15 protein-coding genes are annotated in these 16,896 nt (G+C 67.2%); 12 read left to right on the top strand and 3 right to left on the bottom strand.

Going from position 1 to position 16,896, the window contains the following annotated elements:
* Positions 1-64 precede the first annotated feature (64 nt).
* Positions 65-2,053 (bottom strand): DNA topoisomerase IV subunit B, encoded by a 1,989-nt coding sequence (gene parE / locus AMK58_RS17690; RefSeq protein ID WP_035679284.1) that lies wholly within the window; start codon positions 2,051-2,053, stop codon positions 65-67.
* Positions 2,054-2,175: 122 nt separating this feature from the next.
* Between parE and AMK58_RS17685 the strand changes: the two genes are divergently transcribed.
* The 8 genes from AMK58_RS17685 to AMK58_RS17650 all read left to right on the top strand — a co-directional run bounded on the left by AMK58_RS17685 (position 2,176) and on the right by AMK58_RS17650 (position 10,313).
* Complete coding sequence (locus AMK58_RS17685; protein WP_051140650.1) at positions 2,176-2,592, top strand: acyl-CoA thioesterase; 417 nt, start codon at positions 2,176-2,178, stop codon at positions 2,590-2,592.
* Between the two features lie 164 nt (positions 2,593-2,756).
* Positions 2,757-3,128, top strand: a complete 372-nt coding sequence (locus AMK58_RS17680; protein ID WP_014198780.1) for an FtsB family cell division protein — start codon at positions 2,757-2,759, stop codon at positions 3,126-3,128.
* 212 nt (positions 3,129-3,340) lie between these two features.
* Entirely contained in the window at positions 3,341-4,357 is a 1,017-nt protein-coding gene (gene pdhA / locus AMK58_RS17675) for a pyruvate dehydrogenase (acetyl-transferring) E1 component subunit alpha (RefSeq protein WP_014198781.1), read from the top strand.
* A 78-nt stretch (positions 4,358-4,435) separates the two neighbouring features.
* Positions 4,436-5,833 carry a pyruvate dehydrogenase complex E1 component subunit beta gene (locus AMK58_RS17670; RefSeq protein ID WP_059399242.1) on the top strand — a complete coding sequence of 466 codons (1,398 nt, stop codon included), beginning with the start codon at positions 4,436-4,438 and terminating at the stop codon, positions 5,831-5,833.
* Positions 5,834-5,846: 13 nt separating this feature from the next.
* Positions 5,847-7,187, top strand: coding sequence for a pyruvate dehydrogenase complex dihydrolipoamide acetyltransferase (locus AMK58_RS17665; protein WP_059399241.1), 1,341 nt, complete (start codon positions 5,847-5,849; stop codon positions 7,185-7,187).
* Positions 7,188-7,199: 12 nt separating this feature from the next.
* Positions 7,200-8,597 carry a dihydrolipoyl dehydrogenase gene (gene lpdA / locus AMK58_RS17660; protein ID WP_035675939.1) on the top strand — a complete coding sequence of 466 codons (1,398 nt, stop codon included), beginning with the start codon at positions 7,200-7,202 and terminating at the stop codon, positions 8,595-8,597.
* A gap of 262 nt (positions 8,598-8,859) precedes the next feature.
* The gene (gene lipA, locus AMK58_RS17655) at positions 8,860-9,816 is read left to right on the top strand and encodes a lipoyl synthase (RefSeq protein ID WP_035675941.1); all 957 of its coding nucleotides are present in this window, start codon (positions 8,860-8,862) and stop codon (positions 9,814-9,816) included.
* Between the two features lie 29 nt (positions 9,817-9,845).
* Entirely contained in the window at positions 9,846-10,313 is a 468-nt protein-coding gene (locus AMK58_RS17650) for a type II toxin-antitoxin system RatA family toxin (RefSeq protein ID WP_035675943.1), read from the top strand.
* 13 nt (positions 10,314-10,326) lie between these two features.
* On the opposite strand, the gene AMK58_RS17645 is transcribed toward AMK58_RS17650, so the two are convergent.
* Together AMK58_RS17645 and AMK58_RS17640 are read right to left on the bottom strand one after the other, a co-directional pair.
* On the bottom strand, positions 10,327-10,830 hold the full coding sequence (locus tag AMK58_RS17645) for a CinA family protein (RefSeq protein ID WP_035675944.1): 504 nt from the start codon (positions 10,828-10,830) through the stop codon (positions 10,327-10,329).
* A gap of 71 nt (positions 10,831-10,901) precedes the next feature.
* Positions 10,902-12,056, bottom strand: coding sequence for a bifunctional 2-C-methyl-D-erythritol 4-phosphate cytidylyltransferase/2-C-methyl-D-erythritol 2,4-cyclodiphosphate synthase (locus AMK58_RS17640; RefSeq protein WP_035675945.1), 1,155 nt, complete (start codon positions 12,054-12,056; stop codon positions 10,902-10,904).
* A gap of 201 nt (positions 12,057-12,257) precedes the next feature.
* Between AMK58_RS17640 and AMK58_RS17635 the strand changes: the two genes are divergently transcribed.
* The 4 genes from AMK58_RS17635 (at position 12,258) to ntrC (ending at position 16,828) form a co-directional block, all read left to right on the top strand.
* On the top strand, positions 12,258-13,073 hold the full coding sequence (locus AMK58_RS17635) for a cytochrome C assembly family protein (protein WP_059399240.1): 816 nt from the start codon (positions 12,258-12,260) through the stop codon (positions 13,071-13,073).
* A 124-nt stretch (positions 13,074-13,197) separates the two neighbouring features.
* Entirely contained in the window at positions 13,198-14,184 is a 987-nt protein-coding gene (dusB, locus tag AMK58_RS17630) for a tRNA dihydrouridine synthase DusB (protein ID WP_035675952.1), read from the top strand.
* A complete protein-coding gene (locus AMK58_RS17625) occupies positions 14,184-15,386 on the top strand; it encodes a two-component system sensor histidine kinase NtrB (protein WP_035675954.1) in 1,203 nt (400 codons plus the stop codon). The genes dusB and AMK58_RS17625 overlap by 1 nt, the downstream gene beginning before the upstream one ends.
* Positions 15,383-16,828 (top strand): nitrogen regulation protein NR(I), encoded by a 1,446-nt coding sequence (gene ntrC / locus AMK58_RS17620; protein ID WP_014197046.1) that lies wholly within the window; start codon positions 15,383-15,385, stop codon positions 16,826-16,828. Before AMK58_RS17625 ends, ntrC begins: the two co-directional genes overlap by 4 nt.
* Positions 16,829-16,896 lie beyond the last annotated feature (68 nt).

Genomic DNA, 16,896 nt, shown 5'->3' with positions numbered 1-16,896 from the left:
GGCAAGCCCGCGCCTCCGGAAGAGCCGCCGCTCAGCCGACCGCGCATCCCGGCAGCGTGCAACATCACACGTCGATGTCGTCGACCCGGACGAACTTCGCGTTCTCCTGGATGAACTGGAAGCGCAGCTCCGGACGGCGGCCCATCAGCTCCTCCACGCGGGTCTTGGTTGCCTTCACGTCCTCGGCCTGCTCGGGGTCGGCGCTGTTCGGCACGACGACGCGCAGCAGCGTGCGCTTGGCCGGGTCCATGGTCGTCTCGCGGAGCTGGGCCGGCATCATCTCGCCCAAGCCCTTGAACCGGCTGATCTCCACCTTCTTGCCCTTGAAGGTCTTGTTCATGAGCTGGTCCTTGTGGGCGTCGTCGCGGGCGTAGACCGACTTGGCGCCGTGGCTGATGCGGTAGAGCGGCGGCAGGGCCAGATACAGGTGCCCGTTCTGGATCAGCCCGCCCATCTCCCGGTAGAAGAAGGTCATCAGCAGCGAGGCGATGTGCGCGCCGTCCACGTCGGCGTCGGTCATGATGATGACCCGCTCGTAACGCAGCTTGTCGCTGGAGAAGTCCTTGCCCACCCCGCAGCCGAGCGCCTGGGTGAGGTCGTTCAGCTCCTGGTTCGCCTTCATCTTGTCGGAGGAGGCCGAGGCGACGTTCAGGATCTTGCCGCGCAGCGGCAGGATGGCCTGGGTCTCGCGGTTGCGCGCCTGCTTGGCCGACCCGCCCGCGGAATCGCCCTCGACCAGGAAGATCTCGGTCCCCTCCGGAGAGTTGCGGGAGCAGTCGGCCAGCTTGCCGGGCAGGCGCAGGCGCCGGGTCGCGGACTTCCGTCCCAACTCCTTGGACTGCTTGCGCTTGGCGCGCTCCTCCGCCTTCTCGATCAGCCGTTCCAGAAGGGCCTTGGACGAGGACGGGTCGCCGGACAGCCAGTGGTCGAAGTGATCCTTGATCGCCGCCTCGACCAGCCGGTGGGCTTCCGCCGTCACCAGCTTCTCCTTGGTCTGGCCCTGGAAATGCGGCTCGCGGATGAAGACCGACAGCAGGATGCAGGCGTCGCCCATCACGTCGTCCGCGGTGACTTGGGCGGCGCGCTTGTTGTTGGTCAGTTCGCCGTAGCCCTTCAGACCGCGGGTCAACGCGGCGCGCAGGCCGGCCTCGTGCGTGCCGCCCTGCGGGGTGGGCACGGTGTTGCAGTAGGTGTGCGAGAAGCCCTCGTCATCCTCCGGCCAGGCAATGGCCCATTCCACGCGGCCCTGCTGGTTCGGAAAGTCCAGCGCGCCCGAGAAGGGCAGGCGGGTCATCGTCCGGCGTTCCTTCAGGGCGGCGTTCAGGTAGTCGAGCAGGCCGCCGGGGAAGTGCAACGTCTCCTGCGCCGGGGTGGTGCTGTCGGGGGACAGCAGGGACGGGTCGCAGCTCCAGCGGATCTCCACGCCCCGGTACAGGTAGGCCTTGGAGCGCGCCAGCCGGTACAGCCGGTGCGGTTCGAAATGGGCGGCCTCGCCGAAGATTTCGGGGTCGGCGTGGAAACGGATGGTCGTGCCGCGGCGATTGGCCGCGCCCTGGCGGGTCAGCGGTCCCTGGGGCAGGCCGCGGCTGTAGTGCTGCACGTAGAGCTGGCGGTCGCGCGCCACCTCGACGGTCAGCCGGTCGGACAGGGCGTTCACCACCGACAGGCCGACGCCGTGCAGGCCGCCGGAGGTCTGGTAGACCTTGTTGGAGAATTTGCCGCCCGAATGCAGGGTGGTGAGGATGACCTCCAGCGCCGACTTGCCCGGGTACTTGGGGTGGTCGTCGATCGGGATGCCGCGCCCGTTGTCGCGCACCACCACCGTGCCGTCGGCAGTCAGCTCCAGGTCGATGCGGCTGGCGTGGCCGGCCACCGCCTCGTCCATGGCGTTGTCCAGAACCTCGGCCACCAGATGGTGCAGCGCCCGGTCGTCGGTGCCGCCGATGTACATGCCGGGGCGCCGACGGACGGGCTCAAGCCCTTCCAGAACCTCGATATCCTGGGCGGAATAGGTCTCGGCCTTGCGCGCCGTGTTCTCGAAAAGATCGCTCATGGCCCCAGTTATAGGAATTTCGTCAGGGCTGCGCAAGCGCATGCGGTGGCTCCTATATACTCCCCGCACCATATTTTGTGATGCGCTTTTTCGACCCCAGAATGAACGAGGGCGGAGGCACGATGAGCGACGGCACTCCTACCGACCAATCCCCCACCCACCCCGACATGGAGGGCGGCCCGGCGTTGCGCACCATCGCCATGCCGGCGGACACCAACCCCAACGGCGACATCTTCGGCGGCTGGTTGCTGTCCCAGATGGATCTGGCCGGCGGCGTCGCCGCCCTGCGCCGGGCGGGCGGGCGCGTGGCGACGGTGGGGATCGAGGCGATGACCTTCCACAAGCCGGTCTATGTCGGCGACGAGGTGAGCTGCTTCGCCCATGTCACCAAGGTGGGCCGAACCTCCATCCGCGTGCGGGTCGAGACCTGGGTTCGGCGCCAGCGCAGCGCGGGGGAGGCGATCAAGGTGACGGAGGGCGTGTTCACCTACGTCGCCATCGGCGAGGACCGTCGCCCGCGCGAGGTCCCGCCGGAGTGAAGCGCCACCCGCCTTCTTTCGAAGGTTGCGCACTGTGACACTCTCCTTTGGGGGTGTAAGCCGCCTATTACTCGGCGGCGCAAAGAGCATGGCGCGGTGAATTCTTTCGGATTGCTTCTTTTCCGTTTGACCGAAGGAATCGCGTATGATTCCATCATACCGTCATGACCATGCTCCAGAACCTCACCGACTCGCTGAAACGCGCCGCCAAAAGCGCCCTTCGCCAGGCCATCGGGCCGGCCATCGGCTCCTGCGTCGTCGCCTACTTCGTCTATTACGCCGTCCAGGGGGACCGCGGGCTGCTCGCCATGAACCACCTGAAGGCGGAGATCGCCACGGCGGAATCCGTCCTCGATCAGGTGAAGGCCGAGCGCGAGCGAATGGACCGTCGTGCGCAACTGATGCGCAGCGACCACCTGGACCGCGACATGCTGGACGAGCGTGCGCGCACGATGTTGAACCTTTCAGGCCCCCGCGACGTCATAATCGCACTCCCTCCGGCGCAGGTCGAAGGTGATGCTAGCGCTGAGAAGTAGGTCATATCAGTGAATTAACCGAAAGCCGGTTAACGCCGAATTTCGCGTTTAAAAACAGATATTTGCGTCTCGTGCGCTTGTCGTGTACTGTGCGCCCCGCATCCGCTTCCGGTGCGAGGGGGATGCACCCTCATAAGTGGGATGTACCCTCGCAACGTGCTGCAGCCCTGGCTGTTCGCTTGCCGTCGCTGCATAAACCCTGGGGAGGAAACATGGCCGCGTCACGACGCCGTCCGAAGGCGCAGACTGACTCCGCTTCGAAGCAGGCCGCTTCGACCGAGGACCTGATCAAGTACTACCGCGAGATGCTGCTGATCCGCCGCTTCGAGGAGAAGGCGGGCCAGCTCTACGGCATGGGCCTCATCGGCGGTTTCTGCCACCTCTACATCGGCCAGGAGGCCGTTGTGGTCGGCATCCAGGCCGCGCTGAAGGACAACGACGACGTCATCACCAGCTACCGTGACCATGGCCACATGCTGGCCTGCGGCATGGACCCGAAGGGCGTGATGGCCGAGCTGACCGGCCGCCGTGGAGGCTACTCCAAGGGCAAGGGCGGCTCGATGCACATGTTCAGCCGCGAGAAGAACTTCTACGGCGGCCACGGCATCGTCGGCGCGCAGGTCCCGCTGGGCACCGGTCTCGCCTTCTCGCACAAGTACAACAAGGATGACGGCCTGTCCGCGGTCTATTGCGGCGACGGCGCCATCAACCAGGGTCAGGTTTACGAGAGCTTCAACATGGCGGCTCTGTGGAAGCTGCCGGTGCTCTACGTGATCGAGAACAACAAGTACGCCATGGGCACCTCGCAGGAGCGCGCCTCGGCGGGCGAGCTGCACCAGCGCGGCGCGGCCTACGGCATTCCCGGCCATCAGGTCAACGGCATGGACGTCCTCGAGGTCCGCGAGGCCGCCGACAAGTGGGTGGAATACATCCGCGCCGGCAACGGCCCGGTCATCCTCGAGATGAAGACCTACCGCTACCGCGGCCACTCGATGTCCGACCCGGCCAAGTACCGGACCAAGGAGGAGGTCGAGAAGATGCGGAGCGAGTCCGATCCGATCGACAACCTGAAGCGCGTCCTGCTGGAAGGCGCTTACGTGACCGAGGACCAGCTCAAAGAGATCGACCGCGAGGTCAAGGCCGTGGTGACCGAGGCTGCCGAATTCGCGCAGCAGAGCCCCGAGCCCGATCCGGCGGAGCTGTGGACGGACGTCCTGGTCGAAGCCTGACGACAACGATAAGCAGGAGCGGCGCCGAGGGCCGGAGGCTTCGCCTCCCGGTGAACCCGCGCCGCCGGAGGTTGAGGAATGCCGATCGAAGTGCTGATGCCGGCGCTGTCGCCCACCATGACCGAGGGCAAGCTGGCGAAATGGGTCAAAAAAGAAGGTGACGAGGTCAAGTCCGGCGACGTGCTCGCCGAGATCGAGACCGACAAGGCGACCATGGAAGTCGAGGCGGTCGACGAAGGCCGCATCGGCAAGATCCTCGTCGCCGAGGGCACCGAGAACGTCGCCGTGAACACCCCCATCGCCGTGATCCTCGGCGAGGGCGAGAGCGTCACCGACGCCGTGTCCGGCTCCCCGGTGCCGGCCCCGAAGGTCGCCGCCGAGCCGGTGGTGAAGGACACGGGCGCCCACGCCCCGGCCACCCTGCCGGTCGGCCCGGCCAGCGGCCCGGCCGCCGCGCCGCCGGCCTCGGACGAGGACAAGTTCTTCGACAAGACGGTGAAGAAGACCGTCCGCGAAGCGCTGCGCGACGCCATGGCCGAAGAGATGCGCCGCGACCCGACCGTCTTCCTGATGGGCGAGGAGGTCGCGCAGTACCAGGGCGCCTACAAGGTGTCGCAGGGCCTGCTCCAGGAATTCGGCGCCGACCGCGTCATCGACACGCCGATCACCGAGATCGGCTTCGCCGGCCTGGGCGTCGGTGCGGCCTTCCGCGGCCTGCGCCCGATCGTCGAGTTCATGACCTTCAACTTCGCGATGCAGGCGATCGACCACATCGTGAATTCCGCCGCCAAGACGCTGTACATGTCCGGCGGCCAGATGGGCTGCCCGATCGTGTTCCGCGGCCCGAACGGTGCGGCCGCCCGCGTCGCCGCGCAGCACAGCCAGGACTTCACCCCCTGGTACGCCAGCGTGCCCGGCCTGAAGGTCGTCGCTCCCTACAGCGCGTCGGACTTCAAGGGCCTGATGAAGTCGGCGATCCGCGATCCGAACCCGGTCATCTTCCTCGAGAACGAGATCCTCTACGGCCAGTCCTTCGAGGTGCCGGAGAGCGAGGACTTCATCGTTCCGATCGGCCGCGCCAAGATCCGCCGCGCCGGCACGGACGTGACGATCACCGCCCATTCGCTGATGGTCAGCTACGCGCTCGCCGCCGCCGATCTGCTGGAGAAGGACGGGATCAGCGCCGAGGTCATCGACCTGCGCACGATCCGTCCGCTCGACACCGAGACGATCGTCAACTCCGTTAAGAAGACCAACCGCCTCGTCACCGTCGAGGAGGCCTGGCCGACCTGCGGCATCGGCGCCGAGCTGTCGGCCCTGATGATGGAGCAGGCCTTCGACTATCTGGACGCCCCGGTGATCCGCGTGACCGGCCTCGACGTGCCGATGCCCTACGCGGCGAACCTGGAAAAGCTCGTCCTTCCTTCGCCCGACCGCATCGCGGAAGCGGCGAAGAAGGCCTGCTACCGCAAGTAAGGAGGGCGAGCGAATGACCATCCAGATTCTCATGCCCGCCCTCTCTCCGACCATGACCGAGGGCAACCTCGCGAAGTGGCTGAAGAAGGAAGGCGACGCGGTGAAGTCCGGCGACGTGATCGCCGAGATCGAAACCGACAAGGCCACCATGGAAGTCGAGGCGGCCGACGAAGGCCGTCTCGGCAAGATCCTCGTGCAGGCCGGCACGCAGGGCGTCGCGGTGAACACCCCGATCGCCGTGCTGCTGGAAGAGGGCGAGGACGACAGCGCGCTCGCCAAGGCCGCTGCCCCCGCTCCCGCTCCGGCGGCTGCGCCCGCGGCGGCTCCGGCCCCGGCGGCTTCCGCTTCGGCGGCTGCCCCGGCTCCGCAGGCCGCGGCTGCTCCGGCTCCCGCCGCCCAGGGCGGTGGCCGCGTGTTCGCCAGCCCGTTGGCCCGCCGTCTGGCCGAGCAGGCCGGTCTCGACCTGAAGGCCGTCAAGGGCACCGGCCCGAACGGCCGCATCGTCAAGGCCGACATCGAGGCCGCCAAGGCCGGCGGCACCGCCAAGGCCGCCGCTCCGCAGGCTGCCGCTCCGGCTCCCGCCGCGGTCCCGGCGGCTGCGCCGGCCGCCGCCGCTCCGGCTCCGAAGGCCGCGGGCATCGACGCCAAGGACCTCTCGGACAAGCTTGGCATGCGCTACAAGGCGCAGCCGAACAGCTCCATGCGCAAGACGATCTCCCGTCGTCTGACCGAGGTGCAGCAGACGGTGCCGGACTACTTCCTGGCCATCGACTGCGAACTGGACGCGCTGCTGAAGGTCCGTTCCGACCTGAACGCCCGCTCCAAGGACTACAAGCTGTCGGTCAACGACTTCATCATCCGCGCCGCCGCGCTGACGCTGAAGAAGTTCCCGAACATCAACGCCGCCTGGTCGGAAGAGGCCATCCTCCGTTACGACCACGTCGACATCTCGGTCGCCGTGGCCACCCCGACCGGCCTGATCACGCCCATCGTCAAGAAGGCGGAGACCAAGGGGCTGGCCGAGATCTCCAACGAGATGAAGGGTCTGGCGGAGCGCGCCCGCGACGGCAAGCTGAAGCCGGAAGAGTACCAGGGCGGCACCTTCTCGATCTCCAACCTCGGCATGTACGGCATCCGGGAGTTTGCGGCGATCATCAACCCGCCGCAGGCCTGCATCATGGCGGTCGGCGCCGGCGAACAGCGTCCGGTCGTGAAGAACGGCGCACTCGCCATCGCCACCGTGATGACCGTCTCGGTCACCGTGGACCACCGCGTCGCCGACGGCGCGCAGGGTGCGGAATTCCTCGCGGCTTTCAAGAAGCTGATCGAGGACCCGCTGAGCATGCTGCTGTAAGGGGCGCGGACCATGGCTGACATGAACTACGATCTCATCGTCATCGGCGGCGGTCCGGGCGGCTATGTGGCGGCGATCCGCGCCGCCCAGCTCGGCCTCAGCACCGCGGTGGTGGAGCGTGAGAATCTCGGCGGCATCTGCCTCAACTGGGGCTGCATCCCGACCAAGGCGCTCCTCCGCTCCGCCGAGGTGCTGCGCAACGCCAAACACGCCGCGGAGTACGGGCTGGTCATCCAGAACCCGTCCTTCGACCTGGACAAGGTCGTTCAGCGGTCCCGCAAGGTCGCGGGGCAGCTCAACGGCGGCGTCAAGCACCTGCTGAAGAAGAACAAGGTCGCCGTCATCGAGGGCGAGGCCAAGCTGCTCGGCAAGGGGCAGGTGGCCGTGACCAAGGGCGGTGCGGCGGTCGGTACCTTCGGGGCGAAGAACATCATCATCGCCACGGGCGCCCGCGCCCGCACCCTGCCGGGTCTGGAGGACGACGGCAACCTCGTCTGGACCTACCGCAAGGCGATGACCCCGAACACGACGCCGAAGTCGCTGCTGGTCATCGGCTCCGGCGCCATCGGCATCGAGTTCGCCAGCTTCTACAACGAGCTGGGGGCCAAGGTGACGGTGGTCGAGGTGATGGACCGCATCCTGCCGGTTGAGGACGAGGAAATCTCGGCCTTCGCCCGCAAGCAGTTCGAAAAGCAGGGCATGCGCATCATCACCAACGGCAAGGCGGGCAACCTGCGCAAGGGTGCCGACAGCGTGACGGTGGCGGTGGAGGCCAACGGCAAGACTGAGGACATCACGGTCGACCGCGTGATCCTCGCCGTCGGCATCGCGCCGAACACGGAGAATCTGGGCCTGGAGAACACCAAGGTCCAGACCGACCGCGGCCACATCAAGACCAACGCCAACTGCCAGACCGACGAGCCGGGCGTCTACGCCATCGGCGACGTGACGGGGGCTCCGTGGCTCGCCCACAAGGCCAGCCACGAGGGCGTCATCGCCGTCGAGCACATCGCCGGCAAGCACCCGCACGCGCTGGACGTCCGCAACATCCCGGGCTGCACCTACTCGCACCCGCAGATCGCGTCGGTCGGTCTGACCGAGAAGAAGGCGAAGGAGGCGGGCTACGAGGTCCGCGTCGGCCGCTTCCCCTTCATCGGCAACGGCAAGGCCATCGCTCTGGGTGAGGCGGACGGCATGGTGAAGACCGTGTTCGACGCCAAGACCGGCGAGCTGCTGGGCGCCCACATGGTCGGCGCCGAGGTGACGGAGCTGATCCAGGGCTACACGGTCGCCAAGACCATGGAGACCACCGAGCAGGAGCTGATGCAGACGGTGTTCCCGCATCCGACCCTGTCGGAAATGATGCACGAGTCGGTTCTTGATGCCTACGGCCGGGCCATCCACTTCTAAGTGGCGGGTCTGATCGGCGGTCGTTTTCTCCCTCGCCCTCTGGGGCGGGGGAGCAACGTTTGCGACTCCGTTATCCTTTTGGCGGTGTTGTTTCGTCGCGGCCGATAATCAGACTTGACCGGTCGGTCATTCCGGCCTATCCGGCGGGACCGTGTCCGCCGGCCTTGCGCCGTTTCCCTGCGCCGTCCCTTGCGCGGAAGGCGGCGCGTTACCGTTCAGCATCGGCGCTGCCATCGGGCAGCCCGTGGGAGCACTTCAGACCATGACCGTGGCCGATCACCCCGAGAAGCTTCGCCATCCCGAAAAGGCCCACAAGCCCGACAACCCGATCCAGCGCAAACCGGGCTGGATTCGCGTCAAGGCGCCGACCAGCCAGGAATACAACGAGACGCGCAACCTGATGCGCGGGCTCAAGCTCAACACCGTGTGCGAAGAGGCGGCCTGCCCGAACATCGGGGAGTGCTGGAAGCACAAGCACGCGACCTTCATGATCCTCGGGTCCGTCTGCACCCGCGGCTGCGCCTTCTGCAACGTCGGCACCGGCCGTCCCGACCAGCTCGACCCGCACGAGCCGGACAATGTGGGGGAGGCGGTGGCCCAGCTCAAGCTGAGCCACGTCGTCGTCACCTCGGTGGACCGCGACGACCTGGAGGACGGTGGGGCGGAACATTTCGCCCGGACCATCCGCGCCATCCGCGCGGCGTCGCCGGACACCACCATCGAGATTCTCACCCCCGACTTCCAGAAGAAGAAGGGTGCCGTGGAGGTGGTGGTCGAGGCGAAGCCAGACGTCTTCAACCACAACTTGGAAACCGCGCCGCGCCTCTACCCGACGATCCGTCCGGGTGCGCGCTACTTCACCTCGCTGCAGCTGCTGGCGCGGGTGAAGGAGCTGGACCCGTCGATGTTCACCAAGTCCGGCGTGATGGTCGGTCTGGGCGAGACGCGCGAGGAGGTCGGGCAGGTGATGGACGATCTGCGCGCCGCCGATGTTGACTTCATGACGATCGGCCAGTACCTCCAGCCGACGCCCAAGCACGCGGCGGTGGACCGGTTCGTGACTCCGGAAGAATTCCAGAGCTACGCAACACTTGGCCGCGGCAAGGGTTTCCTGATGGTGGCCTCGACGCCGCTGACCCGCTCCAGCTATCACGCGGGGGCGGACTTCGCGAAGCTGCGCGAGGCTCGCCTCCGCAAGCTCGCGGCAGCGGCGGGCTGAGAGGCGGCCGAAAGAGAAACGGAGCGGGTATGCCGACGCACGCGGAAAAGAAGGTTCTTCCCTACACGCCGGAGCAGATGTACCGGCTGGTCGCCGATGTGGAGAAGTACCCGGAATTCCTGCCCTGGTGCCTCGCTGCCCGCATCCGCCGCCGAGAAGGCGACGTGATGTTTGCGGACCTTGTCATCGGCTTCAAGATGGTCCGAGAACGCTTCACCTCGCGCGTGGAGCTGGACGAGGCGAACCGCCGCATCAACGTCCAGTACACCGAGGGGCCGTTCCAGTACCTGAACAACCACTGGATCTTCACCCCGCACGAGGGCGGCGTCTGCGTGGATTTCTACGTGGACTTCGAGTTCCGTTCGAAGATGCTGCAGAAGATCATGGGCGTGCTGTTCAACGAGGCGGTGCGCCGGATGGTGCAGGCCTTCGAGACCCGCGCCAACCAGCTCTACGGCAACGGCTCCAGCCGGCCGGCCGCGGCGCGGACCGCCTGAGGCCGGTGTTCCCTCAGCGAATCCCGGTTTCCGGTCGGGCGGTGCGCAGCCGCTCCAGCGCGGTCTGCACGGTCGCGAGGCGCACCGCCTCGCGGTCGCCGGGGAAGGTGTATTCCTTGTGTTTGGCGGTCCCGCGGCGGACGGCCGTGGCGATGTAGACGCGTCCCACCGGCTTTTCCGGCGTTCCGCCGCCAGGGCCGGCGACTCCGGTCACCGCCACCGTCACGTCGGCCTTCGACTTTGCCAGGGCGCCCACCGCCATGGCCACCGCCACCTCCGGGCTGACCGCGCCATGGGCGTAGATCAGGCTGGGCGGCACGCCGAGCATCTCGGATTTGGCGACGTTGGAGTAGGTGACGAAGCCCCGGTCCACCACCTTGGATGAGCCCGCGATGTCGGTCAGTGCCCCCGCGATCAGGCCACCGGTGCAGGATTCGGCGGTTGCCAGGGTGTAGCCGGCCAGCTCGTACTCGGCGAGCAGCTTGGCGGCGAGCTCGCGGATGTGATCGGGAAACATGCGGGTCCCTTTCGTCGTCGTGCCAGAACCAGCCCCTCTCCGTCCTGGGAGAGGGCTACGGAAGGTTCATGCTATCCTGGCAGACGGATCGTCGCCATCGCCTGCGCCGCGATGCCCTCGCCGCGCCCGGTGAAGCCCAGGCGCTCCGTCGTCGTCGCCTTCACGCTGACCCGGTCCACCGGCATGCCCAGGATGTCGGCAACCCGCGCGGTCATCGCCTCGCGGTGCGGGCCGACCTTCGGGCGCTCGCAGATGATCGTCACGTCGACATGGGCGATCCGCCCACCGCGCGCCGTCACCAGCTCCGCCGCGTGTTTCAGGAACAGAGCGCTGTCGGCGCCGCGCCACTGCGGGTCGCTGGGCGGGAAATGGCTGCCGATGTCCCCGGCGCACAGCGCGCCCAGGATGGCGTCGGTCAGCGCGTGCAGCCCGACGTCGGCGTCCGAATGGCCGTCCAGCCGCTGCGTGTGCGGCACCCGCACGCCACAGAGCGTGACGTGATCGCCCTCGGCGAAGCGGTGCACGTCGAAGCCCGATCCGGTGCGAATGTCGGACAGGGCGGAGTCGAGCGCGCGGGTGGCGCGGGTCAGGTCGTCGGGGGTGGTCACCTTGAAATTCTCCTCCCTGGCGGGCACCAGCGCGACCGGCAGCCCGGCGCGTTCGGCGACCGCCGCGTCGTCGGTCAGTTCCAGCCCGGCGGCATCGCGATGCGCGGCCAGAATAGCGGGAAAGCGGAAGCCCTGCGGGGTTTGGGCGCGCCACAGGCCGCTGCGGTCCACCGTGCCGGCCACCAGCCCGTCATCCCCGCGCTTCAGCGTGTCGGCGACCGGAACGGCGGCCAGCGCCGCGGGATGGGTGTCCAGCGCGGCAATCACCGCGTTGATGGTGTCTGAGTCGATCAGCGGGCGTGCCGCGTCGTGGATCAGCACGAGGCCCGGGGCCGAGTCGGCCAACGCCTCCAGCCCATTGCGCACCGAATCCTGGCGGGACGCCCCGCCGGCAACCGGTTCGGGCAGATCCAGTCCCGCGACGGCCGCATCGTAGAGATCGCGAAACGCGGGATTGATGACGACGCGCACCGCGCTCACCTTGGGGTGGCGGCGGAAGGCCTCGACCGTGCGGCGCAGCACGGGCTGCCCGGCGAGATCGAGATACTGCTTGGGCTGTTCGGCGCCGAAACGCTGGCCGCTTCCGGCGGCGACGATCAGCGCGATACAGGAAGACATGGGACGCATCCGTGCCGTTTGGGCTATGGTATCCGCGCTTGACGGGCCGTCCGCGTGACGCTTACGTCATGGCGGCCGGACGCAGCGGAGCCTAGCCGCTCACCGGCGTTCCGCCAAGAGCTTCAGAGACTTGTCCAACAACGACTTTGGGTCCAACAGCGACTTTGGGTTTCCGCAGAGGGAAGGGCACGGGTCCGCCGCATGTCGCAGAACATCGTCTACAGCCTGACCGCGCTGATGGCTTTGCTGCCGGCGTCGATCTACCCGTACCACCGGATCGCGGGGCAGGGGGCGGACGGGCGGTCCGCCTATTTCTGGGGTGCCCTGGTTCTGGGCTTCGCCGGGCCGGCGGCCTGGGCGCTGACCCAGGTGGCGGGACGCTGGCACACCGGCCTGTCCACCGCGCTGTGGATCACCATCGCCGCCTGCATGCTGCTGTTCATGGCGATGAGCGCGCTGACCCGGTCGGCGTGGCGGCTGTCGCCGCTGCTGCTGCCCTATCTGCTGACCGTCGGCGCCTTCGCGACGCTGGCCCAGCAGGCACCGGCGCCGGTGCTGCGCGGCGGGGCGCCGGGCATCTGGATCGATCTGCACATCGCCGTGTCGGTCATCACCTACGCGCTGCTGACCATGGCCGCCGTGGCCTCGCTCGCCGCCTTCCTTCAGGAGCGGGCGCTGAAGTCGAAACGTCCGACGCCGCTGACCCGCTTCCTGCCCCCGGTGACGGAAAGCGAGCGGATGCAGCTCCACCTTCTCGGCGCGTCGGAGGCGGTTCTGGGGGCCGGTCTCGCCACGGGAATGGCGGTGCTCTATTACGAAACCGGCGCGCTGCTGCGCGCCGACCACAAGACGCTTCTGTCCGTCGCCAGCTTCGTCGTCATCGGCGGGTTGCTGCTGGCCCACGCCCGCACCGGCGTGCGCGGGCGGATGGCGGCGCGTCTCGTGCTGATCGCCTATCTGCTGCTGACGCTCGCCTATCCGGGTGTCAAGTTCGTCACCGACGTCCTGCTCGGCTAGCCGTTGCGCAGGATAGTCACCGTGGCGCTCGCGGTATGTGCACTTGCAACATGCCGAAACGCTGTGCTACCGTGCACAAATTCTCATCATATCGCTAATGTGCCCATCATGTGGGCAGGTGAACATGGCCATTCAAATCGGCACCATCTCGCTTGAGGGTCCGGTGATCCTCGCCCCTATGTCCGGCGTTACCGACCTGCCGTTCCGGAGGCTGGTAAAGCAGTCGGGCTGCGGACTGGTCGTCTCCGAGATGGTCGCGAGCCAGGCGATGATCCGCGAGAACCGCCAGACGCTGCGCATGGTCGAGTGCGAACCGGAGCAGTTCCCCATGGCCGTCCAACTCGCCGGCTGCGAGCCCGACGTGATGGCCGAAGCGGCAAAGCTGAACGAGGACCGCGGGGCGGCCATCATCGACATCAACTTCGGCTGTCCCGTGAAGAAGGTGGTCAACGGGCACGCCGGCTCCTCCCTGATGCGCGACGAGGCGCTCGCCGCCCGCATCCTGGAAGCCACGGCGAAGGCGGTCACGATCCCGGTGACGCTGAAGATGCGCAAGGGTTGGGACGACAGCAGCCTGAACGCGCCCCGTCTAGCCCGCATCGCCGAGGAGTGCGGGATCAAGCTGGTCACCGTCCACGGCCGCACCCGCGAGCAGTTCTACAACGGCACCGCCGACTGGTCCTTCATCCGCTCCGTGAAGGAGGCGGTGTCGATCCCGGTGGTGGTCAACGGCGACATCACATCCTTCGACGCCGTGGATCGTGCGCTCGCCGAGTCCGGCGCCGACGGGGTGATGATCGGGCGCGGCGCCTACGGGCGCCCCTGGTTCCCCGCCCAGGTTATGCATTACATCCGCACCGGCGAGCGGTTGCCCGACCCGCCGCTCCACGAGCAGCTCGACACGCTGCTGGAGCATTACGACGCCATGCTGACCCATTACGGCGTCGAAGGCGGGCTTCGCGTCGCCCGCAAGCACATCTCCTGGTACTCAACGGGCCTGCGCGACTCCGCCGAATTCCGCTCGGAGGTCAACCGCATGTCCGATCCCGAACGAGTGCGCGGCTTCATCCGCGACTTCTACGCCCCGGCGATCGAAAGGATGGCTGCCTGATGGCCCGTGCATCTGCCGCTGCTCCACTGCCCCGCCGCCCGGCGCGGCCCCGTGCGCCCTCCAGTTCCTACCGTCCCGTCCGCCCCTGCATCGATCCGTCCGTCATGCTGAACGCGCTCCCCGACCCGGTTCTGGTCGTCGACGGCTCCGGCGACATCCGCTACGTGAATCTGGAGGCGCAGGAGTTCTTCGGCCTGTCCGCCGCCATGATGGAAGGCATGCCGCTGGCCGAGCTGCTGCCGCCCAACAGCCCGGTCAGCCAGTTGATCGAGCAGGTGCAGCAGGGTCGCCACCGCGCCTCGCAGGAAGGTGTCGTCATCGACACGCCGCGCATCGGCCCGCACCATGTCACCGTGCGGGTCACCGCGCTGGGCGAGCCCGCCGACCATGTGCTGCTGACGGTCAACGAGCGTACGCTGGCCCGCAAGATCGACAATTCCCTGACCCACCGCAACGCTGCCCGCTCGGTCACCGCCATGGCGTCGATGCTCGGGCATGAGGTCAAGAATCCGCTGTCGGGCATCCGCGGAGCGGCACAGCTCCTGGAGGAAAACTGCAGCGAGTCCGACCGGGTGCTCACCCGGCTGATCTGCGACGAGGCCGACCGCATCGTCGCTCTGGTCAACCGGATGGAGGTCTTCTCCGACCAGCGCCCGCTGGAGCGCGATGCGGTGAACATCCACACCGTTCTGGAGCATGTCCGCAAGGTGGCCCAAAGCGGCTTCGCGCGGAACATCCGCTTCATCGAGCGCTATGACCCATCCCTGCCGCCGGTTTATGGCAACCGCGACCAGCTTATCCAGATTTTCCTCAACCTGATTAAAAATGCGGCAGAAGCTGCACCGGAATCGGGCGGCGAAATCATTCTCAGCACATCTTATCAGCACGGCGTCCGCATGGCCCTGCCCGGCGGCGACACCCGCCTGCACCTGCCGTTGCTGGTGTCCGTTCAGGATAATGGGGACGGCATACCCGACGACCTGCGTTCCAACCTGTTCGATGCGTTCATTACGACCAAGGTCAATGGGACTGGCCTGGGGCTTGCATTGGTAGCCAAAATCGTCGGCGACCACGGCGGCGTCATCGAATTTGACAGCCAGCCGCGCCGCACCGTCTTCAAGGTCTCGCTACCCATGTTCGATGAAGCGCAGATGAGCGGCGATCCTGCACCGGCCAGAGGCATCCGAGGGGCCATCGGATGAGCGCAGCCACGATCCTGGTTGCGGACGACGACCGCGCCATCCGCACCGTTCTGACCCAGGCACTCGCCCGTCTCGGGCACGAGGTGCGCACCACCGGCAATGCCTCCACGCTCTGGCGCTGGGTGGCGGACGGGCAGGGCGACCTCATCATCACCGACGTGGTGATGCCCGACGAGAACGGGCTGGACCTGATTCCGCGGATCAAGAAGATCCGGCCCGATCTGCGCATCATCGTGATGAGCGCGCAGAACACGCTGATCACAGCGGTGAAGGCGGCGGAGCGCGGTGCCTTCGAGTATCTGCCCAAGCCCTTCGACCTGAAGGAGCTGGTCTCAGTCGTCGAACGGGCACTGAACTCCAACACGCCGCCGGCGGCCTTGCCCGCCGACGCCGGCGAGGCGGACGAGCAGCTTCCCCTGATCGGACGCTCGCCGGCCATGCAGGAGATCTACCGCGTCCTTGCCCGTTTGATGGGCACCGACCTGACGGTGACGATTACCGGCGAGTCGGGAACCGGCAAGGAGCTGGTGGCCCGCGCGCTGCACGATTACGGCAAGCGGCGCAACGGCCCCTTCGTCGCGATCAACATGGCGGCCATTCCGCGCGAACTGATCGAGTCCGAGCTGTTCGGTCACGAGAAGGGCGCCTTCACCGGAGCCACCAACCGCTCCACCGGCCGGTTCGAGCAGGCGCAGGGCGGCACCCTGTTCCTCGACGAGATCGGCGACATGCCGCTGGAGGCGCAGACCCGCCTGCTGCGCGTGCTACAGGAAGGCGAGTACACGACCGTCGGCGGACGTACACCGATCAAGACGGACGTACGCATCGTCGCCGCGACCCACCGCGATCTGCGCACCCTGATCCGCCAGGGCCTGTTCCGCGAGGACCTGTTCTACCGCCTGTGCGTCGTCCCTATCCGCCTGCCGCCGCTGCGCGAGCGTACGGAGGACGTACCGCTCTTGGTTCGCCACTTCCTGAACCAATGCTCGGCCCAAGGGCTGCCGGTGAAGAGCATCGACCAGCCTGCCATGGACCGGTTGAAGCGCTACCGCTGGCCGGGCAACGTGCGCGAGCTGGAAAACCTCGTCCGCCGCCTCGCCGCGCTCTATTCGCAAGAGGTCATTGGGCTCGACGTGGTGGAGGCGGAGCTTGCCGATACCACCCCCGCTGCCCAACCGGTGGAGGAACCGCAGGGCGAGGGCCTGTCCGCCGCCGTGGAGCGCCATCTCAAGGATTATTTCGCCGCGCACAAGGACGGCATGCCGTCGAACGGACTGTACGACCGGGTGCTCCGCGAGGTGGAGCGGCCGCTGATCTCGCTCAGCCTCTCGGCGACGCGGGGCAACCAGATCAAGGCGGCGCAACTCCTCGGGCTCAACCGCAACACATTGCGCAAGAAGATCCGCGACCTCGACATCCAGGTGGTGCGCGGGCTGAAGTGATCCGGCGCCGGGCGGTTCGGCCCGGCGTCGCTACCAGCCCACAGCGTGTTGTTTTTGCGACAGGCTTT

The organism is Azospirillum brasilense (assembly GCF_001315015.1).
Lineage (GTDB): Bacteria > Pseudomonadota > Alphaproteobacteria > Azospirillales > Azospirillaceae > Azospirillum > Azospirillum brasilense.
Note: the sequence above shows the minus strand (reverse complement) of the source record. Positions and strands in the feature narration are given on the sequence as shown.